Raw genomic sequence first — 20,550 nt, forward strand, 5'->3', positions numbered from 1 at the left:
CTGTCAGATGCGGAATGTGTCAATGGGGTGAGCGTTCCCGGTGGGACGGCAGAAATCTGACGCTGTGTCAGAAAACCTCTTCCGTCGTCGGGTCCGCTGCGGCATCCTGCGCCCATGCAGACGGAGCTGAGCGAGAAACTGGGAGTCGAGTACGCCGTCTTCGGCTTCACGCCGTTCCCCGCGGTCGCCGCGGCCATCAGCCGCGCCGGTGGATTCGGAGTGCTCGGCGCGGTCCGCTACACGGCCCCCGACGACCTCAAGCGCGACCTCGACTGGATCGAGGCGCACGTCGAGGGCCGGCCCTACGGCCTGGACGTCGTGATGCCCGCGAAGAAGGTCGAGGGCGTCACCGAGGCGGACGTCGAGGCGATGATCCCGCCGGAGCACCGGCGGTTCGTCCAGGACACCCTCGCCAAGTACGCCGTACCCGACCTCCCCCAAGGTGAGGCGTCCGGCTGGCGCATCACCGGCTGGATGGAGCAGGTCGCCCGCTCCCAGCTCGATGTCGCCTTCGACTATCCGATCGGACTGCTCGCCAACGCGCTCGGCTCACCGCCCGCCGACGTGGTCGCCCGCGCCCACGACCAAGGCGTCCTGGTCGCCGCGCTCGCGGGCAGCGCCCGGCACGCCCGCAAGCACAAGGAGGCGGGCATCGACATCGTGGTGGCCCAGGGGTACGAAGCGGGCGGCCACACCGGCGACATCGCCTCCATGGTGCTCACCCCCGAAGTCGTGGACGCCGTCGACCCGTTGCCCGTGCTGGCGGCCGGCGGGATCGGCAGCGGCCGGCAGGTGGCCGCGGCGCTCAGCCTCGGCGCCCAGGGCGTCTGGCTCGGCTCGCTGTGGCTCACCACCACCGAGGCCGATCTGCGCTCTCCCGCCCTGACCCGCAAACTGCTCGCCGCAGGATCCGGCGACACGGTCCGCTCCCGCGCCCTGACCGGCAAGCCCGCCCGGCAGCTGCGCACCGAGTGGACCGACGCCTGGGACGACCCGGCCGGCCCGGGCACCCTGCCCATGCCGCTCCAGGGCCTCCTGGTCGCCGACGCGGTGTCCCGTATCCAGCGGTACGAGGTCGAGCCGCTGCTCGGCACGCCCGTCGGCCAGATCGTCGGCCGGATGACCGGCATACGCAGTGTCCAGGCGGTCTTCGACGACCTGACGCGCGGCTTCGAGCAGGCCGTCGACCGCATCAACCGCATCGCCGCGAGGAGTGGCCGGTCATGACCACCGGATTCTGGGCCCAGGCCGTCGAACACCCCGACCGCACCGTCCTCGTCGCGCCCGACGGCACGTCATGGACCGCCGGACGTCTGCACGCCGACGCCAATCGGCTGGTGCACGGGCTGCGCGCCGCCGGCCTCGAACGGGGCGACGCCTTCGCGGTGGTCCTGCCCAACGGCCCCGAGTTCTTCACCGCGCACCTGGCCGCGACCCAGGCCGGTTTCTACCTCGTGCCGGTCAACCACCATCTCGTCGGCCCGGAGATCGCCTGGATCGTCGCGGACTCCGGGGCCAAGGTCCTCATCGCGCACGAGCGGTTCGCCGAGCCCGCCCGGCAGGCCGCCGACGAGGCCGGGCTGCCCGCCGCACGCCGCTACGCGGTCGGCGCGTCCCCGGGCTTTCGGCCGTACGCCGAACTCCTCGACGGGCTGCCGGAGTCGCCCCCCGACGGCCGCACCCTCGGCTGGGTGATGAACTACACCTCGGGCACCACCGGCCGCCCCCGCGGCATCCGGCGGCCGCTGCCCGGCGTCCGGCCGGAGGAGTCCAACCTCGGCGGCTTCCTCGGCATCTTCGGCATCAGGCCCTTCGACGACAACGTCCACCTCGTCTGTTCGCCGCTCTACCACACCGCCGTGCTCCAGTTCGCCGCCGCCTCCCTGCACATCGGCCACCGGCTGGTGCTGATGGACAAGTGGACCCCCGAGGAGATGCTCCGCCTCATCGACACCCACCGGTGCACCCACACCCACATGGTGCCGACCCAGTTCCATCGCCTCCTCGCCCTGCCGGACGGGGTGCGGGCGGCGTACGACGTCTCCTCCATGCGGCACGCCATCCACGGCGCCGCCCCCTGCCCCGACCATGTGAAACGCGCCATGATCGACTGGTGGGGGCACTGCGTGGAGGAGTACTACGCGGCCAGCGAGGGCGGCGGTGCCTTCGCCACCGCCGAGGACTGGCTCAAGAAGCCGGGCACGGTCGGCAAGGCATGGCCGATCAGCGAACTGGCGATCTTCGACGACGACGGCAACCGGCTGCCGCCCGGCGAACTCGGCACCGTGTACATGAAGATGAGCACCGGCGGCTTCAGCTACCACAAGGACGCCGCCAAGACCCGCAAGAACCGGATCGGCGACTTCTTCACCGTCGGTGACCTCGGCTGCCTCGACGCGGACGGCTACCTCTTCCTGCGCGACCGCAAGATCGACCTGATCATCTCCGGCGGGGTCAACATCTACCCGGCCGAGATCGAGTCCGTCCTGCTCGCCCACCCCGCGGTCGCCGACGCCGCGGCCTTCGGCATCCCGCACGACGACTGGGGCGAGGAGGTGAAGGCGGTCGTCGAACCGGCGGCCGGCCAGGAGCCGGGCCCCGAGCTCGCCGCCGCCCTGCTCGACCACTGCGCGGCGCACCTCGCCGGCTACAAGCGGCCCAGGACCGTCGACTTCATCACCGAGATGCCCCGCGACCCCAACGGCAAGCTGTACAAGCGACGTCTGCGCGAACCCCACTGGCAGCACCCGGCACAGACGGAGTGACACGTCGGCGCACATATGGTCGCCGAGGCCGGGTTCCGACGTCAGACTTCGGTCGGCCGCCCGTCGACCTCCGGCCGATCCCCCGGCGCGCCGCGCTCTCCCAGCGTACTGAGCATGACGATCACGAGCAGGGAGAGTGCGCTGCGGCGCGGCGCCGTACGGCCCGGGGAACGGGCGCTCGCCCCCGATCTCGCCCGCGGGGCCATGCTGCTGGGCATCGTGCTCTCGAACACCGCCTTCCACCTCTGGGCGGCCCGGCGCGGACCGTCCGGCTGGCAGCCCGTGGACGGTTCGTGGCTCGACCACGCGGTGCAGTTCACCATGATCATCGCGCTGGACCTGCGGGTCTATCCGCTGTTCGCCTTCCTCTTCGGCCACGGCATGATGCAGCTCCGGCTGCGCCAGACCGCCGCCGGCACCGAAGGCCGGGACGTCGCCCGGCTCCTGCGCAGGCGCAGCCTCTGGCTGATCGCCATCGGCCTGACGCACGCCGTGCTGCTGATGGCGGGCGACATCATCGGCTTCTACGGCGTGCTCAGCCTCGTCCTCGGGGCGGCCTTCCTGCGGCGCGGCGAGCGCGCGCTCGCGTGGTGGACGGGAATCGGAGTCGCCCTGCTGCTGCTCCTGTCGGCGGGGCCCGTGCTGAGCGCCCTGCTCCGGGGAGAGCTGGGCAGCCTGGGCGACGCGGGCGCCGATCCCGGACACCTCGCCTACGCGTCCGGCGAGGAGAGCTGGACGGCCTCGGCCGGCACACGTCTGACGACCGGCCTGTTCGTCACCTTCGTGGCTGCCCCGCTGGCCCTGGTCGGCGGCGGCTACGTCGTCTTCCTGCTGGGCTTCTCGGCCGCGCGCCGCCGCGTCCTGGAGGAGCCCGGCAGGCACCTCCCGCTGCTGCGGCGCACGGCCGTCGTCGGTGTCGCGGTCGGCTGGCTGGGCGCGCTGCCCGCCGCGCTCGCGCATGTCGGCGCCCTGGACGTGCCGCCCGACGCGCAGAGCGAGTCCGGAGCGCTCACCGTGCTCCGCGACGTCACCGGCAACGCCGCCGGACTCGGCTACGTGGCGGCCGTCGCCCTGTTCGCCCACTGGTGGACCGGCCGCGAACGGCGCCGCGGCGTCGTCGCGGTCGCGGCGGTCTCCGCCGTCGGCAGACGATCGCTGTCCTGCTACCTCGCCCACTCGCTGCTGTTCGCCCCGGTGCTGGCGGCCTGGGGACTGGGGCTCGGGGAGCATCTGGGCAGCGCGAGCACGGCGATCTACGCCACCGGTGTCTGGCTGGTCACGGTGGTCGGTGCGTTCACCCTCGAACGCACCGGCCGCCGAAGCCCCGCCGAGGCCCCGCCGAGGCGTTGCTGCGCCGGCTGATGTACGGGGCGAGGTCCGGCCGTCAGCCGGCTTCCTGCCGGTCCGGCCGCCGCCGGGACCGTCTCCCCGCCGCGGGGCCGCGGACGGCCCCGCCCGCGGCCCCGGACCGCCCCGGGGCCACGGCTCACCCGGCGCCGTGCCGACCGGTCAACGGCGCTCGCGCACCCGCACCACCCTGAGTTCGGGCGAGGACCGGATGTCCCTCTCGCAGAAACGGGAGGTCACCCACCGCTCCTCGGAGAACAGCCGCGTCTGGTCCGCGAAGTGCGCCGAGTCCGGGTCGGAGGACTGGGAGTACGTCAGCAGCACGCGCGCCACCGGGCAGCGGCTGCCGTCCCAGCCGACGGCCTGGATGAAACTGGAGCCGTGCGTCACCTCGGTGTAACCGCCCCGCCCGGGGTCCCACCGGGGCTGGAGCATGTTCCAGACGCCCAGCACGTGGGCACCGCCGCCGACCGGGATGCGCCGGCCGTCGCGGACCACGAACTGGTGGTTCCCGAGCCGCGCGCCGAGCGGGATCCCGGCCGCCCGGAGTTCGTTCACGGCGTCCGCCAGAGCGGCGGCGAAGCCCGGGTCCGCCGTGTTGAGGGTGTGCGGCGTACGGACCGGGTCCGCGGGCGAGAACGGCACCTTCCACAGCCGTCCGGCCGGCACCTCCGCCGACAGCCGCCGCCAGAACCGGTCGAACAGCAGCGCACCACGGCTGCCGGTGTCCACGGTGTGGTCCCACGCGGCGAGCACCCGGCAGGCCTCCCGCACGTCGACCGCGCCGCCGTCGCTGCCGGCCGCCGTGCCACCGGGCAGCGCGGCGCAGGCCCGCGCCGCGTCGGCGGCGGCCAGGTCCCCGGCGGGCACGCGGTTGGCGAACTGCTGCCGCTGGAGGTCCCGAACGGTCAGACCACCGCGGCGCGCCATCGCCGAGACGTCCTCGATCGCACCGCGGGTGCGCAGCGACCGCGGTGTGCCGACATCGCCGAAGATCCGCTCGTACCCGGTGAGCGGCCGGTCGGCGGCGGCCAGCCAGGCGCTGTCGTTGGAGTTCTCGACGTAGGGCGCGTCGGTCAGCGTCGGCATCCGCGCCGGTCCGAAGGTCCCCGGCTGCACGGCGTCCTGGTCGCGGCCGAGGGCGCAGTCGCCGCGTGAGCCGTCCAGGACCGCGAGGCCGGAGGCCGGGTAGGTGGCCCTGCCGAGCGGTGTCGAGCAGCGCTCGGCCAGCTCGTCGGTGATGCGGGGCAGCACCTGCGACTGGCTGAACAGGGTGCGGCCGCGGGAGTCGGCGGCGACGGTGTTCACCCAGGGCAGCCCCTGGGTGCGCCGCAGGGCGGTCAGCACGTCGCCGGTGCCGCGGGCGCGGCTGAAGCCGAGCCCGGTGTCGGAGGCGCGCAGGTTGACGGCGTTGGGGTCGTTCAGCGCGTACGCCGTCGTCGCCGTCCACGGCAGCGGCAGCGAGGCGCCCAGCGAGCTGACGACCGGCCCGAACCGGGTCCACCACTGGGACCGTGTCACCGCGGGCCCGTCCTTCACCGGCACGGTGACGGACCGTTTCGTCATCCGTTCGCGCCGGCCGTCCACCAGGTACACCGTCGGGTCGTCCGGGGCGAGCGCGAGCTGGTGGAGGTTGACCGGGACGCCCGTGGCGACGGTGTGGCTCCAGGCCACGTGCGCGTTGTGGCCGATGGACATCGTCCACGAGCCGAGCAGCGAGGCGCCCGCGACGTTCAGCTTGCCGGGGATGGTCTGCTGGGACTGCCAGAAGCGCCGCCCGCCCTGCCAGGGGTAGTGCGGATTGCCCAGCAGCAGACCGCGCTTGCCGGCCGTCGTGCCGGCGCCGAAGGCGACCGCGTTGGAGCCCATGGCGGCGCCGTCGGTGGCGAACAGTTCCCGGGCGGCCCGTGCGGTCGCCTCGGCGCCGGGTCCCGGGGCCGGCCGGGACCCGGCCGGCGGGGCGGCGGCCGTGATGCCGTCGACGGCCCGGCCCTGCCCGCCGAGCACGGACAGGGCCAGGCCGCCCGCCGCCACGTCCAGGGTCGTCACCGGCCGTACCCAGCCGGCCCCCCGGCACGCCGGGTCGGTGATCCGGTTCTGGGCCAGCCAGGCGTTGTAGCCGGCCGCGAAGCCGCGCATCATGTCCTTCGCCTCGCGGCTCGGACCCCGTGGCGCGGGCGTGCGCAGCACCTCCTCCACCGACCCCGCCGCGCGCACCCCGCGGAAGTAGAGATCGCTGGACAGGTTCGTGGCGGCCGAGGAGAGCGAGCCGTCGGGCGCCGCGTTTGGTCCGAAGAAGCGGGAACGCTCGCCCCGCACGGTCACGAATCCGTCGGCCAGGGTGCACACCTGGTCGGCGGCCTGCGCCCAGCCGGTGCCGAAGCCGAGGCTCGCGTGGTCCTCGGCGAGGATGTGCGGGATCCCGTACTCGGTGTACCGGATGTCGGCGGACAGGCCGCCGTGGGACGGGCGTTCGTGCCGGTCCGGTCGCTCGGACCGCTCGGCCGCGGACAGCGGCGACGCGGTCGCCGCGGTCAGCAGGGCGACGGCCGCCACGGCGAGCCGTCGCAGACGGCGGATTCGCATCGTGCCTCCCAACTTCGTTGAGCACAACGGGAGTTGCCGACCGTACCACCGGGTATGCGCGCACGGCGGGCGCACCGGCCGATCGCTCACCCGCCGCTGGCGGTGTGCCACCAGACGGTCGAAGAGGCCGCGCGGCTCGACACCGAGATCCGTTACGTGCGCAACGGAGACCAGGCGTTCGGCCCGGGGGTGTGGATCACGAACTATGAGATGGTCGAACGCTTCGACCGGGCTGGCCTCGATGCCGTGGTGCTGGACGAAGCGTCGATCCTGAAGAATCACATCGGCAAGACCCGCACGAAACTGATCAACCACTTCGCGAAGGTGCCGTACCGGCTCGCGTGCACCGCGACGCCCGCACCGAACGCCCCGCAGGAGCTGACCAGCCAGGCTGAGTTCCTTGGCGCGATGCGACGTACCGAGATGCTGGCGACGTACTTCATCAACGACGGCAAGGAATGGCGGCTCCAGCACCACGGCCGTCCGGCGATGTTCTATTGGATGGCGACGTGGGCGGCTGCGCTCCGGTCCCCGGTGGATATTGGCTGCCCGGCCGGCCGCTACAACCTTCCGCCGCTGTCGATCCGCACGCACCTCGTGGAGACGCGTGGTCTGTACGCTCTGGCCGGCGTGGCCGGGCGGGCGGAGACGCGCGCCGCGACAGTCGACGACCGCGTGGCGCACGCCCTGACGCTGGTTCATGCCGAACCTGGCGAACCCTGGCTTCTGTGGGCCGGACGGAACGACGAAGCCGACCGCCTGGCCGACGGCATCCCCGGGGCGGTCAACGTGCACGGCTCCCTGTCGCCCGAGGAGAAGGCGGATCACCTGCTCGCCTTCGCCCGCGGGGAGATTCAGCACCTGGTCACGAAGGCGTCCATCGCAGGCTTCGGCATGAACTGGCAGCGCTGCGCGCACGGTGTTCGTCGGTCTCAGCGCCTCGTGGGAGCAGTACTACCAGGCCATCCGCCGCTGCTGGCGGTACGGCCAGACCCGCCCTGTCACCGCGCGCATCGTGCTGTCCGACATCGAGCCGGGCATTGCCGACAACGTCAGCCGCAAGGACCGCGAGGCGTCAGTGATGGTTGCCGAGATGGTCGCTGCCACGGGAGTTGGCCGGGTCGCGGGATGTTCCGGCCGATGTGGCGCTTCGTGCACGGATCGTGTTGTGGTCCGGTGAGGGGCGGCGGCGGAAGGACATCGCCGAGCTCGCCGGTGTGGCGCCGCTGACGGGCGCCGGAGCGCCCCGACCCGGTGGCATTTTCCCGGCTGCTGGATTTCCTCTTCGCTCCCCGTGCGGACGGCGCCGACTCATAGAATGAGGCGGTTCGGCTAGGGGAGGGGAGGGCGCGTGAACGGCAGACTTCTCAGCGCCATCGAGGTGACGCGCCGTACAGCCAGTCAGCTCCGTGCAGTTGCCTACCTGCGGGTTTCAACGGAGGAGCAGAAGAAGGGCTTCGGGATCCGCTACACCGGCAAGAAGGTGTGTCGCCACATCGCCAAGAAGGATTGGCGCCTGGTCGAGACCTTCGCCGATGAAGGTTTCAGCGGCAGCCTCGAATGGCATGAACGCCCGGACCTGAAGCGACTGATGGAACTGGCCCGTACGACGCCTCGCCCCTTCGACGTTGTTGTGGTGCTCGAAGAACGCGCCATCGGGCGAGCCGGTCGTGCGTTCTGGCCATGGGTGTGGGAACTGGAAGACCTCGGGGTTTTCACGGCCATCGTCCGCGGTGACTACGACAACACCACGGACGAAGGCCGCAAACGCATGCGTGATGAAGCGGCCCGCGCGGAAGACGAACGCATTGCGATCCGCGACCGGACCCAGGGCGGAATTCAAGAGGCGGCCGAACAGCGAGCGGACGAAGCCGGCTACGTCGGCGGTCAATGCCCGTATGGCTGGCGCATCGAAAACCAGGGCAGGAAGGGCGAGTGCACATACGTCCTTGACGACGGCCCTGACGGTGAATGGCACACCCTGGATATGGCGCGCCGACTGGTCATCGAGCATAAGGGAGACATCGAGCGCGCGGCGGGCTCACTGAACGCGCAAGGAAAGCTGACCCGTTGGGGAAAGCTGTGGACGCGGCAGAATCTACAAGCCCGATTGCTGTCAGCTGCCGTGCTCGAATCCAGGGTGGTTTTCCGGGCCACCGAGAGTGCGGCGAACCGCGTCCAGACTGATGCCGATGGCAACCCCGTGTACGGCGAAACTGTCGTGATTCGCATTCCATCGGCATTCAGCGAAGTGGAAGTCGCTGAGTTGAAGGGTGCGGTCAAGGTCAGGAATTACGGGCCGAAGCGGGGTGATCGGACGTGCCCACTGTCCGAACGCATCCTGTCGACGTGCGGGGAGTATTACACAGGCTGCGCCCCTGGGGAGCGTGCCCGCAAATACCGCTGTGCTGGGAAGCGGCCCAAGTATGCCGGCGCGCCGGTGTGTACATGCCGTCAGATCCCCGCAGACGAAATCGAATTCTACGCGTGGGGAAGGCTGGTCAGGCTGCTGCGAGACCCGGAGGAATTGAAGCTACGGGCGGAACTATGGGTTGGTCTGAACGACCAGGCCAAAGTGAATTTCGTCCAGCGGCTCAAGGAACTTGAGGGTGAGATCGCGCAGAAGGACCGGGCGATCGGGGTCATCATGGCTGCCGCGGCGCAGGAGAGCGACAACCCGGAAGAGGCCATCCGCGCTGCGACAGCATCGCTGAAGGAACAGCGCACCGCGCTCGCCGAAGAGCGGGCGCGAGTGGCTGCCTGGCAGGCGGAGAGCGCTGCGGTCGAAGACCAGGCGCAGCAACTTCAGCAGCTGGCAAAGCTTGCGGCGAAGCGGCTGACGAACGTCACGCTGGATGATCAGGCGCTCGTGCTCGGGATGATGAACGCCCGGCTCGTACTGCTCGAACCAGTCGGCAACTTCGCGCGGTCCTGCCCAGTGACGACCTGGTTCCGTGAAGCCGGCCGACCGATCCCCGTTCTGACAGACGACACCTGGGCAGTGGTCGAGCCCGTCATTCGTGCGAGGCACCGGCCGGACAAGCGGCTGCCCCAACGCCAAGCCCTCGAAGGGCTGTTGCACAAGGCCCGCCATGAGGGGTCGTGGCACACGCTCACCGACTACGGCAATCCGGGAGCCATGCGGTCCGCATGGGACCGGTGGCGAACCTCTGGCGCCTGGTCGGAAGCCATCGGACTACTCGGCACGGCCGGCGCACAGCCGGTGCCGTCGCGACTGCCCCGGATGCGGCTGAAGTTCGAGGTCATCCCGGGCTTGATACTCAACGCAGGAAGTGACTCGATCACCCGCGACCCAAGGGCGCGATGATGACCCACCGGGCACTGGTCCACGAGTACCTGAGCGCCATCACGGCCCTCGATCTCACCCCGGGGGACCGGCCCGTGCACGCGCTGCCGCTCTACCACTCGGCGCAGATGCACGTCTTCCTGCTGCCCTACCTGGCGGTGGGCGCGACGAACATCATCCTCGACGCCCCCGACGGCGACCGTCTCTTCGACCTGATCGAGGCCGGACGCGCGGACAGCCTCTTCGCGCCGCCGACCGTGTGGATCGGCCTCGCCGACCGCCCCGACTTCGCCACCCGCGACCTCGGCGGTCTGCGCAAGGCCTTCTACGGTGCGTCGATCATGCCGGTGCCCGTACTGGAACGGCTGCGCGAGCGCCTGCCGCAACTGGCCTTCTACAACTGCTTCGGACAGAGCGAGATCGGCCCCCTCGCCACCGTCCTCGGGCCGGACGAGCACGACGGCCGGATGGACTCCTGCGGCCGGACCGTCCTGTGCGTCGACGCGCGTGTCGTCGACGAGGACGGCAAGGACGCGGCCGAGGGCACCCCCGGTGAGATCGTCTACCGCTCACCGCAACTGTGCGAGGGCTACTGGGAGAAGCCGGAGGAGACCGCCGAGGCGTTCGGCGGCGGCTGGTTCCGCTCCGGCGACCTCGCGGTGCGCGACGCGGACGGCTACTTCACGATCGTGGACCGGGTGAAGGACGTCATCAACTCCGGTGGTGTGCTCGTCGCCTCGCGTCAGGTCGAGGACGCCCTCTACACCCACGAGGCGGTCGCCGAGGCCGCCGTGATCGGCCTGCCCGACGAGCGGTGGATCGAGGCCGTCACGGCGGTCGTCGTCCCGCGCGGCGAGGTCACGGAGACGGACCTGATCGCCCATGTCCGTGACCGGCTGACCGGCTTCAAGGTGCCCAAGCGGGTGCTGTTCGTGGACGAACTGCCCCGCAACGCCAGCGGCAAGATCCTCAAGAGGGAGCTGAGAGACCGGCTGGCCTAGTGCTGCACTGGCGCGGGCGCTCGTCGACGATCCTGCGGATTTTGCCCACCGACCGCTCCAGCGACTCCGGGTCGAGGATCTCGACGGCCGCGGAGAGACCTGTGCCGTCCTTCACGGCCGTCGCCATCGAGCGCGCCGCCGCGGCGCGTACCTCGGCCGAGGCGTCGGGGCGCGCCTCGGCCCGCACCGTGAGGGCGTCCAGCCTGCCCTCGCGGGTCAGACGCAGCTGGAAGTGCGGTGCCACGCCGGGGGTGCGCAGCACGATCTCCTCGATCTGGGTGGGGAAGAGGTTCACGCCGCGCAGGATCACCATGTCGTCGCTGCGGCCGGTGACCTTCTCCATCCGGCGGAAGGTGCGGGCGGTGCCGGGGAGCAGCCGCGTCAGGTCCCGCGTCCGGTACCGGATCACGGGCATGGCCTCCTTGGTGAGCGATGTGAAGACCAGTTCGCCGCGCTCGCCGTCCGGCAGCACCTCGCCCGTGACCGGGTCCACGATCTCGGGGTAGAAGTGGTCCTCGTGCACATGCAGTCCGTCCTTGGTCTCCACGCACTCCTGGGCGACGCCGGGCCCGATCACCTCCGAGAGCCCGTAGATGTCGACCGCGTCTATCCCGCACCGCTCCTCGATCTCCTGCCGCATCCCCTCCGTCCACGGCTCGGCCCCGAAGACCCCCACCCGCAGGGACGTGCCGCGCGGATCGGCGCCCTGCCGCTCGAACTCGTCGAGCAGCGTCAGCATGTACGACGGGGTCACCATGATGACGCCGGGCCGCAGGTCCTGGATCAGCTGGACCTGACGGGAGGTCATGCCGCCGGAGGCGGGGACGACGGTGCAACCGAGCCGCTCGGCGCCGTAGTGGGCGCCCAGGCCGCCGGTGAACAGGCCGTAGCCGTAGGCCACATGCACCGTGTCGCCGGGCCGGGCGCCCGCGGCCCGAAGCGAACGGGCCACCATGTCGGCCCACATCGACAGATCGCCGTCCGTGTACCCGACGATCGTGGGGCGGCCGGTGGTGCCGCTCGACGCGTGGATGCGGCGGATCCGGTCCCGGGGCACGGCGAACATCCCGTCCGGGTAGTGCTCGCGCAGATCGTCCTTGGTGGTGAAGGGGAAGCGGGCCAGATCGGCGAGACCGCGGCAGTCGTCGGGCCGGACGCCGGCCTTGTCGAAGCGCTCGCGGTAGAAGGGCACGTTGTCGTAGGCGTGCCGCAGTTGGGCGCGGAGACGCTCCTCCTGGAGCGCCCGCAGTCCGGCCGCGTCGAGTCGTTCTCCCGCGTCCAGCAGGTCCGTCCTGTCCGACATGGGCAACTCCTAGGCAATCGTGCCAATTCGGGCGACCGATCATTCGGTCGTGCTGTGCGGGATCAAGTAATCCAGCCCGTCCGGCCCGGGGCAAGGGCCGTGCCCGCACTTTCCCGGACGGCCCGGCCGGAACCCCGTTGCGGACGAGAGCCGTACCCGGGGACGATCGGCCCCATGCCGACGTTCACCGCCTCCGACGGGACCCGACTCGCCTACCACCTGAGAGGCGCCGGCGACCCCGTCGTCGTCCTGCCGGGCGGCCCCATGCGGGCCGCCGACTACCTCGGGGACCTCGGCGGGCTCGGCGCGCATCACCGGCTGGTCCTGCTCGACCTGCGCGGCACCGGTGACTCCGCGGTGCCGGCCGATCCGGCGACGTACCGCTGCGACCGGCTGGTGGACGACGTCGAGGCGCTGCGCGTCCATCTCGGCCTGGAGCGCATGGACCTGCTCGGGCACTCGGCGGGCGGCAGCCTGGCGATGCTGTACGCGGCGCGGCATCCGCGGCGGGTGGCCCGGCTGGCGCTGATCACCGCCACACCATGGGCGCTGGGCATGCCGGCGACGACCGAGGACCGCCTGGCCGCGGCGCGGCTGCGCAGCGGCGAGCCCTGGTTCGACGAGGCGTTCGCGCTCTTTCGCCGCTGGCTCGCGGGCGAGGGCGACTTCGATCCGAGGATCATGCCGTTCTTCTACGGACGCTGGGACGGCCCGGCCGCCGCGCACTCCGCGCGGGACGAGGAGCAGAGCAACGACGAGGCCGCCGAACGGTACGGCTCCGAAGGCGCGTACGACCCGCCCGCGACCCGCGCCGCGCTGGCTGCGCTGAAGGCCCCGGTCCTGGTCCTGGCCGGTGGGCTCGACGGTGGTCCGCGGCCCGCGCTCGCCCGGCGGGCCGCCGCCGTCTTCGGGCGCGCGGAGGTCGTGGTGCAGCCCGGTGCCGGACACTACCCGTGGCTGGACGACCCCGAGTGGTTCGCCCGTCGTACGGCGGCCTTCTTCGCCGGCGCCTGAGCTCCTACCGGTCGGCCTCGGCGGCCACTTCGCGTGCCCACCGGTAGTCCGCCTTGCCGCTCGGTGAACGGCGGATCGACTCGGTGAGCACCAGTTGGCGCGGGATCTTGTATCCGGCCAGCCGGCCCCGGCAGTGGGTCTGGATGTCCTCCAGAGAGGGCGCCGGCGCTCCCGTGCGGAGCTGGACGACGGCCGCGACGTGGTTGCCCCACCGTGCGTCCGGCACCCCGGCCACCAGCGCGTCGTACACGTCCGGATGGGACTTCAGCGCCTGCTCGACCTCCTCGGGGTACACCTTCTCGCCCCCGGTGTTGATGCACTGCGAGCCGCGGCCGAGGACCGTCACGACGCCCTCCTCGTCGACCGTGGCCATGTCGCCGAGCAGCACCCAGCGTTCGCCGTCCTTCGCGAAGAAGGTCTCGGCGGTCTTCGCCGGGTCGTTGTAGTAGCCGAGGGGTACGTGGCCGCACTGGGCGATCCGTCCGACCTCACCGGCGGCCACCGGCTCGCGCGTGGCCGGATCGACCACCTGCGTACGGGAGTTGACGCGGATCCGGAAGCCCCGCTCGGGTCCGGAGTCCTCGGTCGCCGTGCCGTTGAAGCCGGACTCCGAGGAACCGAAGTTGTTCAGCAGCATCACATGCGGGACCAGAGCGAGGAACTGCCGCCGCACGGTCTCCGACATGATCGCGCCGGACGAGGACACGCTGAACACCGAGGAGCAGTCGGTGCCCTTCATCGGGCCCGCGAGCGCGTCGATCAGCGGGCGCAGCATCGCGTCGCCGACCAGGGAGATGCTGGAGACCTTCTCGCGCTCGACGGTCCGCAGCACCTCCTCGGGCACGAACCTGCGGTGCACCACGACGCGTTGCCCGAAGTTGAAGCCGATGAACGCGGTCAGGGTGGATGTGCCGTGCATCAGCGGGGGAGTGGGGAAGAAGGTGATGCCGAAGCCGCCCGCGGCCACCCGCTCGGCCAGTTCCTCCGGCTTCTTGACCGGCTCGCCCGTCGGCGCCCCGCCGCCGAGCCCGGAGAAGAACAGGTCCTCCTGGCGCCACATCACGCCCTTGGGCATCCCCGTCGTGCCGCCGGTGTAGATGATGAACTGGTCGTCCCCGGAACGGGCCGGGAAGCCCCGTTCCGGGGAGCCGGCCGCCTCGGCGTCCGTGAAGGCCGTGGCCGGCACGTCCGCCGCTCCGGGTTGCGCCGTCCGCACTCGCACCAGGTGCCTGAGCTTCTCCACCCGCGGCAGCGCAGCGGCCACCCGGTCGGTGAACTCGGCGTCGAAGACCAGGGCCGCCAGGTCGGCGTCGCGGTAGAGGTAGACCAGTTCCTCCTCCACGTAGCGGTAGTTGACGTTGACCGGGACGATCCGCGCCTTCAGACAGCCGAGCACCGTCTGCAGGTACTCGACACCGTTGTACAGGTGGAGCCCGAGGTGCTCGCCGGGGCGGATCCCGCTGTCGAGCAGGTGGTGGCCGATGCGGTTGGCGGCCGTGTCCAGCTCCGCGTAGGTCAGGCGGCGTTCCGCGCCGGTGCCGGGGTGGTCGACGTACACCAGCGCCTCACGGTCCGGCACCACGTCCACGATCGACTCGAACAGGTCGGCAAGGTTGTACTCCACCGCTCCTCCTGACCTCGCTGCCCCTCGGTTGCCGGTCATCAGAGCAAAGGGCGGCACAACTGTGAAGGGTCCTCGCAGAGAAATCTGACTGCGTGTCAGAAAACTCTTGAAGTGCTTCCCCGCCTCCTGCAACCTGTTCTCGTTCCCGCGGACGGAGGACACCCATGGGTGGCACCGAACACCTCACCGTGCAGCGCGAAGGCGCCACACTGGTGCTCACGCTCAACCGGCCCGACGCCAAGAACGCACTCTCCCTGCCCATGCTGGTCGGGCTCCACGACGGCTGGATCGAGGCCGACGAGGACGAAGCGATCCGCTCCATCGTGCTGACCGGGGCGGGCGGCGCGTTCTGCGCCGGCATGGATCTCAAGGCCCTGGCCGGCAACGGCATGGCCGGGCAGCAGTACCGGGAGCGGCTCACCGCCGACCCGGACCTGCACTGGAAGGCGATGCTGCGGCACCACCGCCCCCGCAAACCGGTGATCGCCGCCGTCGAGGGCCACTGCGTCGCGGGCGGCACCGAGATCCTCCAGGGCACCGACATCCGCCTCGCCGGCGAGTCGGCGACCTTCGGCCTGTACGAGGTCCGGCGCGGACTGTTCCCGATCGGCGGCTCCACGGTCCGGCTGCAACGCCAGATACCGCGCACCCACGCCCTGGAGATGCTGCTCACCGGACGCCCGTACAGCGCCCGGGAGGCGGCGGACATCGGGCTGATCGGCCATGTCGTCCCCGACGGCACCGCGCTCGGCAGGGCCCTGGAGATCGCCGAGCGGATCAACGCCTGCGGGCCGCTGGCCGTCGAGGCCGTCAAGGCCTCGGTGTACGAGACCGCCGAGATGACCGAGACGGACGGCCTCGCCGCGGAACTCGCCCGCGGCTGGCCGGTCTTCGACACGGCGGACGCCAAGGAGGGCGCCCGCGCCTTCGCCGAGAAACGCCCACCCGTCTACCGCCGCGCCTGAGCGGCGCGGGCACATTCCCGGACCGCCGCGCCCGAGCCGCAGAGGAGCCGTCCCCCATGCCCGAGGTCCTCAAAGCCCCCCTCGTCGTCGAGTTCCCCTTCACGCGCTCCCTCGGACCCGTCCAGAGCGCCTTCCTGACCGGACTGCGCGAACGCGTCGTCCTCGGCGTGCGCACCCGTGACGGACGCACCCTCGTCCCGCCCGTCGAGTACGACCCCGTCACCGCCGAGGAACTGGGCGACCTCGTCGAGGTCGCCCCCACCGGCACCGTCACCACCTGGGCCTGGAACCACGACCCGCGCCGCGGCCAGCCCCTCGACACCCCGTTCGCCTGGGTCCTGGTCCGCCTCGACGGCGCCGACACCGCCCTGCTGCACGCCCTCGACGCCCCCGGCCCCGAAGCCGTCCGCACCGGAATGCGCGTGCGCGTCCGCTGGGCGGCGGAACGCACCGGCGCGATCACCGACATCGCCTGCTTCGAGCCGTACACCGGCGCGACACCGCCGCTCACCGGGCACGACGGTCACTTCGACGACGCGGTCACCGGCATCGTCGCCCACGCCCGCCTCGACTACACCTACAGCCCCGGCCGCGCCCAGACCGCGTACATCGACGCGCTCCGCGGGCGGCGCACCGTCGGTGAACGCTGCCCCGCCTGCCGCAAGGTGTACGTGCCGCCCCGCGGCGCCTGCCCCACCTGCGGCCTGGCCACCAGCGAGCAGGTCGAGGTCGGCCCGCGCGGCACCGTCACCACCTTCTGCATCGTCAACATCAAAGCCAAGAACCTCGACATCGAGGTCCCCTACGTCTACGCCCACATCGCTCTCGACGGCGCCGATCTCGCCCTGCACGGCCGTATCGGCGGCATCCCCTACGACCAGGTGCGCATGGGGCTGCGGGTCGAACCGGTGTGGGCCGAGGGCGCCCGCCACCCCGACCACTACCGGCCCACCGGCGAGCCCGACGCGGACTACGACACCTACAGGGAGCTGCTGTGACCCGGGACATCGCCGTCGTCGCCTTCGCGCAGACCGACCACCGGCGCACCAGCGAGGACCTCTCCGAGGTGGAGATGCTGATGCCGGTCCTGCACGAGGTGCTGGACCGCACAGGACTGAAGACCGCCGACATCGGCTTCACCTGCTCCGGCTCCAGCGACTACCTCGCCGGCCGCGCCTTCTCCTTCACCCTCGCCCTCGACGGGGTCGGAGCCTGGCCGCCGATCTCCGAGTCGCACGTCGAGACGGACGGCGCCTGGGCGCTGTACGAGGCCTGGACCAAACTGCTCACCGGCGAGGCGGACACCGCGCTCGTCTACTCCTACGGCAAGTCCTCGCCCGGCTCCGTCCGCGACGTGCTCACCCGCCAGCTCGACCCCTACTACCTCGCCCCGCTGTGGCCGGACTCCGTGGCCCTCGCCGCTCTCCAGGCCCAGGCACTCATCGACGCGGGCCACACCGACGAACCGGCGCTCGCCGCGTTCGCCGCCCGCAGCCGCGAGGCGGCACGGGACAACCCGCACGCACAGCTCAGGGGGCCGGTGCCGCACGGGGACCACCTGGTACGGCCGCTGCGCACCGGTGACTGCCCGCCCATCGGCGACGGCGCCGCCGCGGTGATCCTCGCGGCGGGGGAGCGGGCCCGCACCCTGTGCCCGCGGCCCGCCTGGATCCGTGGCGTCGACCACCGCATCGAGGCCCACGGCCTCGGTGTGCGCGACCTGACCGACTCGCCCTCCACCCGGCTGGCAGCCGAACGGGCCGGCGCCTTCGAACGCCCGGTCGACACGGCCGAGCTGCACGCGCCGTTCACCGCGCAGGAGGTCGTCCTGCGCAGGGCGCTGCGGCTGGACGACACCGTGTGCGTCAACCCGTCCGGCGGCGCGCTCGCCGCCAACCCGATCATGGCCGCCGGGCTGATCCGCATCGGCGAGGCCGCCGCCCGCATCCACCGCGGCGAGTCCGACCGGGCACTCGCCCACGCCACGTCCGGACCCTGTCTGCAGCAGAACCTGGTCGCCGTCCTGGAGGGGGATCCGCGATGAGCAAGGAACCCGTGGCCGTCGTCGGAATCGGCCAGACCAAGCACGTGGCCGCCCGCCGGGACGTCTCGATCGCGGGCCTCGTCCGGGAGGCCGCCGTGCGCGCCCTGGCTGACGCCGAGCTGACCTGGGCCGACATCGACGCCGTGGTGATCGGCAAGGCGCCCGACTTCTTCGAGGGCGTCATGATGCCGGAGCTCTACCTCGCCGACGCGCTAGGGGCCGTCGGCAAGCCGATGCTGCGAGTGCACACCGCCGGATCCGTCGGCGGATCCACCGCGCTGGTGGCGGCGAACCTGGTCGCGGCCCGCGTGCACGGCACCGTCCTGACCCTCGCCTTCGAGAAGCAGTCCGAGTCCAACGCCATGTGGGGGCTGTCGCTCCCGATCCCCTTCCAGCAGCCGCTGCTGGCCGGCGCGGGCGGATTCTTCGCGCCGCACGTGCGCGCGTACATGCGGCGCAGCGGAGCGCCCGACGCCGTCGGCTCCCTGGTCGCCTACAAGGACCGGCGCAACGCCCTGAAGAACCCGTACGCCCATCTGCACGAGCACGACATCACCCTGGAGAAGGTCCAGGCCTCGCCGATGCTCTGGGACCCGATCCGCTACTCGGAGACCTGCCCCTCCTCCGACGGCGCCTGCGCCATGGTCCTGACCGACCGCGCCGGGGCGGCCCGCGCGCCCCGGCCGCCCGCCTGGATGCTGGGCGGAGCGATGCGCAGCGAGCCGACCATGTTCGCCGGGAAGGACTTCGTGTCGCCGCGGGCCGGCCGGGACTGCGCCGCCGACGTGTACCGGCAGGCGCACATCGCCGACCCGCGCCGCGACATCGACGCCGTCGAGATGTACGTGCCGTTCTCCTGGTACGAGCCCATGTGGCTGGAGAACCTCGGCTTCGCCGCGGAGGGCGAGGGCTGGAAACTCACCGAGTCCGGTGTGACCGAACTGGACGGTGACCTGCCCGTCAACATGTCGGGCGGAGTGCTGTCGACCAACCCGATCGGCGCCTCCGGCATGATCCGGTTCGCCGAGGCGGCGCTCCAGGTGCGTGGACAGGCCGGGGAGCACCAGGTGGACGGCGCCCGCAGGGCGCTCGGGCACGCCTACGGCGGAGGGTCCCAGTTCTTCGCCATGTGGCTCGTGGGGGACCAGCCCCCGGACGCCTGAAAGGTCCCCCCAACGTGGCCTGTTGGCCTCGGGAACCGATCGCTAGGCTGGCCGCGGACGACGACCCGGGAGGAGCACGGACGTGGCCGAGAGCACCATCCAGCAGCAGCCGCTCATGGGCTGGGACAAGCCGGAACTGGACCTGAGCAATGCCCAGTGGCAGTCCAGCAGTCGCGGGCTGGGGGATGTCCAGATCGCTTTTGTCGAGGGCTTCATCGCCATGCGCAACAGCGGCAGCCCGCAGAGCCCTTCCCTGATCTTCACCCCCGCCGAATGGGGCGCGTTCGTCTCGGGCGCGCGGGAGGGCGAATTCGATCTGACCTGAGCCGGCCCCGGCCCGGCGGCCTGTCCGCCGCCCGGCCGGACCGCTCCGGAGGTGTTCCGCCCGTGTTTCCGGACACGCGGCCCGGTGAACACTCCCCGGGCCGCCGCGCGAGCGCTTCGGCCCAGAGGAGGGACGGGTCGCCGTCCGGAGGTGAGCAAGCCATGGACACCCTGCCGGTCGTCGCGGCGTTCGACGGCTCGGACGACAGCCTGCGTGCCCTCGACTGGGCCGTCGACGCCGCCCGCCGGCGTGCGGCACCGCTGCGGGTCGTCCATGTGCGGCAGTACGCCACCCCGACGGCGCCCGCCGGTGCGAAGGAGGCCGGGCCGCCGGAGCCGGACGACCCGGTGCCGGCGAGGGCGCGGACGCACCTCGCGGAACAGGGCGACGGCACGGCCGTCGAGTACCTGGCGCCGGAAGGCACCCCGAGCGCCGTGCTGTCCGAACTGAGCGGCGGAGCCGAGTTGCTGGTGCTCGGTTCCCGGGGACGCGGCGGTTTCGCCCGGCTGGTGCTCGGCTCCACCGGGCTCGCCGTCGCCCGCGACGCCGGGTGCCCGGTGGTCGTGGTGCCGCGGCCCGGCCGTACGGTCGCCGACGTGCCGCTCCAGGAACCAGGACCCCGCGTGGTCGTCGGCCTCGACGTGGACGGCCCGGACGACGCCCCGCTCGCCTTCGCCGTGGCCGAGGCCGCCCGGCGCGGCGCCCGGCTCCAGGTGATCGCCGCCTGTCCGTGGCCGATGCAGCTGTGGGCGGGAGCCACCGGCGAGCTGCTGCCCACCGGTGTCGACCAGGACGTGGTGGAGGCGGAGACGCGGGCGCTCGCGGACGGCCTGGTGTCCGCGCACCGCCGGCGCCACCCCGGCGTCCGGATCGAGCTGTCCGTGGCGCCGGGCGACGCGGCCGGACTCCTGGTCGCCAACTCCGTGGACGCCGATCTGCTCGTGGTCGGCCGCCACCGCCGCCGACTGCTCGCGCCCGCCCGCATGATCGGCTCGGTCACCCACGCCGTCCTGCTGCACGCGGCGGGCCCGGTGGCCGTCGTACCACCGTCCCCGCCCGAGGAATGACGGGCACCGCCCCGCCGCCCTGCCCGGCGGGGTTCGCCC

15 protein-coding genes and 1 pseudogene are annotated in these 20,550 nt (G+C 71.9%); 13 read left to right on the forward strand and 3 right to left on the reverse strand.

Features of this window, described 5'->3' with window-relative positions:
• Positions 1–114: 114 nt before the first annotated feature.
• From DN051_RS34280 to DN051_RS34290, 3 genes are all read left to right on the forward strand, one after another.
• Complete coding sequence (locus DN051_RS34280; protein WP_053761798.1) at positions 115–1,227, forward strand: NAD(P)H-dependent flavin oxidoreductase; 1,113 nt, start codon at positions 115–117, stop codon at positions 1,225–1,227.
• On the forward strand, positions 1,224–2,765 hold the full coding sequence (locus DN051_RS34285; RefSeq protein ID WP_112440539.1) for an acyl-CoA synthetase: 1,542 nt from the start codon (positions 1,224–1,226) through the stop codon (positions 2,763–2,765). Before DN051_RS34280 ends, DN051_RS34285 begins: the two co-directional genes overlap by 4 nt.
• A 114-nt stretch (positions 2,766–2,879) precedes the next feature.
• Entirely contained in the window at positions 2,880–4,127 is a 1,248-nt protein-coding gene (locus tag DN051_RS34290) for a DUF418 domain-containing protein (protein ID WP_112442614.1), read from the forward strand.
• A gap of 147 nt (positions 4,128–4,274) precedes the next feature.
• On the opposite strand, the gene DN051_RS34295 is transcribed toward DN051_RS34290, so the two are convergent.
• The gene (locus DN051_RS34295) at positions 4,275–6,698 is read right to left on the reverse strand and encodes a penicillin acylase family protein (protein ID WP_112440541.1); all 2,424 of its coding nucleotides are present in this window, start codon (positions 6,696–6,698) and stop codon (positions 4,275–4,277) included.
• Positions 6,699–6,752: 54 nt separating this feature from the next.
• On the opposite strand from DN051_RS34295, the gene DN051_RS34300 reads away from it, so the two are divergent.
• From DN051_RS34300 to DN051_RS34310, 3 genes and pseudogenes are all read left to right on the forward strand, one after another.
• Positions 6,753–7,928, forward strand: a complete 1,176-nt coding sequence (locus tag DN051_RS34300; RefSeq protein ID WP_053761801.1) for an SNF2-related protein — start codon at positions 6,753–6,755, stop codon at positions 7,926–7,928.
• A gap of 151 nt (positions 7,929–8,079) precedes the next feature.
• The gene (locus tag DN051_RS34305; protein ID WP_246041151.1) at positions 8,080–10,026 is read left to right on the forward strand and encodes a recombinase family protein; all 1,947 of its coding nucleotides are present in this window, start codon (positions 8,080–8,082) and stop codon (positions 10,024–10,026) included.
• Positions 10,011–11,006: pseudogene (locus tag DN051_RS34310) on the forward strand (AMP-binding protein); the annotation flags it as partial. The gene DN051_RS34305 and the pseudogene DN051_RS34310, both read left to right, overlap by 16 nt.
• On the opposite strand, the gene paaK reads toward DN051_RS34310, so the two are convergent.
• A complete protein-coding gene (gene paaK, locus DN051_RS34315) occupies positions 10,975–12,309 on the reverse strand; it encodes a phenylacetate--CoA ligase PaaK (protein ID WP_112440544.1) in 1,335 nt (444 codons plus the stop codon). The pseudogene DN051_RS34310 and the gene paaK sit on opposite strands and share 32 nt — an antisense overlap.
• 174 nt (positions 12,310–12,483) lie before the next feature.
• Between paaK and DN051_RS34320 the strand changes: the two genes are divergently transcribed.
• Positions 12,484–13,323, forward strand: a complete 840-nt coding sequence (locus DN051_RS34320; protein ID WP_112440546.1) for an alpha/beta fold hydrolase — start codon at positions 12,484–12,486, stop codon at positions 13,321–13,323.
• A 4-nt stretch (positions 13,324–13,327) separates the two neighbouring features.
• Here the strand turns inward: DN051_RS34320 and DN051_RS34325 are convergent, their stop codons facing one another.
• Positions 13,328–14,947 (reverse strand): acyl-CoA synthetase, encoded by a 1,620-nt coding sequence (locus tag DN051_RS34325; RefSeq protein ID WP_112440548.1) that lies wholly within the window; start codon positions 14,945–14,947, stop codon positions 13,328–13,330.
• A gap of 164 nt (positions 14,948–15,111) precedes the next feature.
• Between DN051_RS34325 and DN051_RS34330 the strand changes: the two genes are divergently transcribed.
• From DN051_RS34330 to DN051_RS34355, 6 genes are all read left to right on the forward strand, one after another.
• Positions 15,112–15,912: a crotonase/enoyl-CoA hydratase family protein gene (locus tag DN051_RS34330; protein ID WP_053761806.1), complete on the forward strand. Its 801-nt coding sequence runs from the start codon at positions 15,112–15,114 to the stop codon at positions 15,910–15,912.
• A gap of 56 nt (positions 15,913–15,968) precedes the next feature.
• Entirely contained in the window at positions 15,969–16,910 is a 942-nt protein-coding gene (locus tag DN051_RS34335) for a Zn-ribbon domain-containing OB-fold protein (RefSeq protein WP_053761807.1), read from the forward strand.
• Positions 16,907–17,956: a thiolase domain-containing protein gene (locus DN051_RS34340; protein WP_053761808.1), complete on the forward strand. Its 1,050-nt coding sequence runs from the start codon at positions 16,907–16,909 to the stop codon at positions 17,954–17,956. Before DN051_RS34335 ends, DN051_RS34340 begins: the two co-directional genes overlap by 4 nt.
• Positions 17,953–19,119, forward strand: a complete 1,167-nt coding sequence (locus tag DN051_RS34345) for a thiolase domain-containing protein (RefSeq protein WP_053761809.1) — start codon at positions 17,953–17,955, stop codon at positions 19,117–19,119. The genes DN051_RS34340 and DN051_RS34345 overlap by 4 nt, the downstream gene beginning before the upstream one ends.
• A gap of 82 nt (positions 19,120–19,201) precedes the next feature.
• Positions 19,202–19,444, forward strand: a complete 243-nt coding sequence (locus tag DN051_RS34350; RefSeq protein WP_053761810.1) for a DUF397 domain-containing protein — start codon at positions 19,202–19,204, stop codon at positions 19,442–19,444.
• 161 nt (positions 19,445–19,605) lie between these two features.
• A complete protein-coding gene (locus DN051_RS34355; protein ID WP_112440550.1) occupies positions 19,606–20,511 on the forward strand; it encodes a universal stress protein in 906 nt (301 codons plus the stop codon).
• The last annotated feature ends 39 nt before the right edge of the window (positions 20,512–20,550 follow it).

Origin of the sequence: Streptomyces cadmiisoli (genome assembly GCF_003261055.1) — a bacterium.
Taxonomy (GTDB): Bacteria; Actinomycetota; Actinomycetes; order Streptomycetales; family Streptomycetaceae; genus Streptomyces; species Streptomyces cadmiisoli.

Coding starts and splice junctions, on each gene's coding strand:
- DN051_RS34280 (WP_053761798.1), top strand. CDS start 115: ATGCAGACGGAGCTGAGCGAGAAACTGGGAGTCGAGTACGCCGTCTTC.
- DN051_RS34285 (WP_112440539.1), top strand. CDS start 1,224: ATGACCACCGGATTCTGGGCCCAGGCCGTCGAACACCCCGACCGCACC.
- DN051_RS34290 (WP_112442614.1), top strand. CDS start 2,880: ATGACGATCACGAGCAGGGAGAGTGCGCTGCGGCGCGGCGCCGTACGG.
- DN051_RS34295 (WP_112440541.1), bottom strand. CDS start 6,698: ATGCGAATCCGCCGTCTGCGACGGCTCGCCGTGGCGGCCGTCGCCCTG.
- DN051_RS34300 (WP_053761801.1), top strand. CDS start 6,753: ATGCGCGCACGGCGGGCGCACCGGCCGATCGCTCACCCGCCGCTGGCG.
- paaK (WP_112440544.1), bottom strand. CDS start 12,309: ATGTCGGACAGGACGGACCTGCTGGACGCGGGAGAACGACTCGACGCG.
- DN051_RS34320 (WP_112440546.1), top strand. CDS start 12,484: ATGCCGACGTTCACCGCCTCCGACGGGACCCGACTCGCCTACCACCTG.
- DN051_RS34330 (WP_053761806.1), top strand. CDS start 15,112: ATGGGTGGCACCGAACACCTCACCGTGCAGCGCGAAGGCGCCACACTG.
- DN051_RS34335 (WP_053761807.1), top strand. CDS start 15,969: ATGCCCGAGGTCCTCAAAGCCCCCCTCGTCGTCGAGTTCCCCTTCACG.
- DN051_RS34345 (WP_053761809.1), top strand. CDS start 17,953: ATGAGCAAGGAACCCGTGGCCGTCGTCGGAATCGGCCAGACCAAGCAC.
- DN051_RS34355 (WP_112440550.1), top strand. CDS start 19,606: ATGGACACCCTGCCGGTCGTCGCGGCGTTCGACGGCTCGGACGACAGC.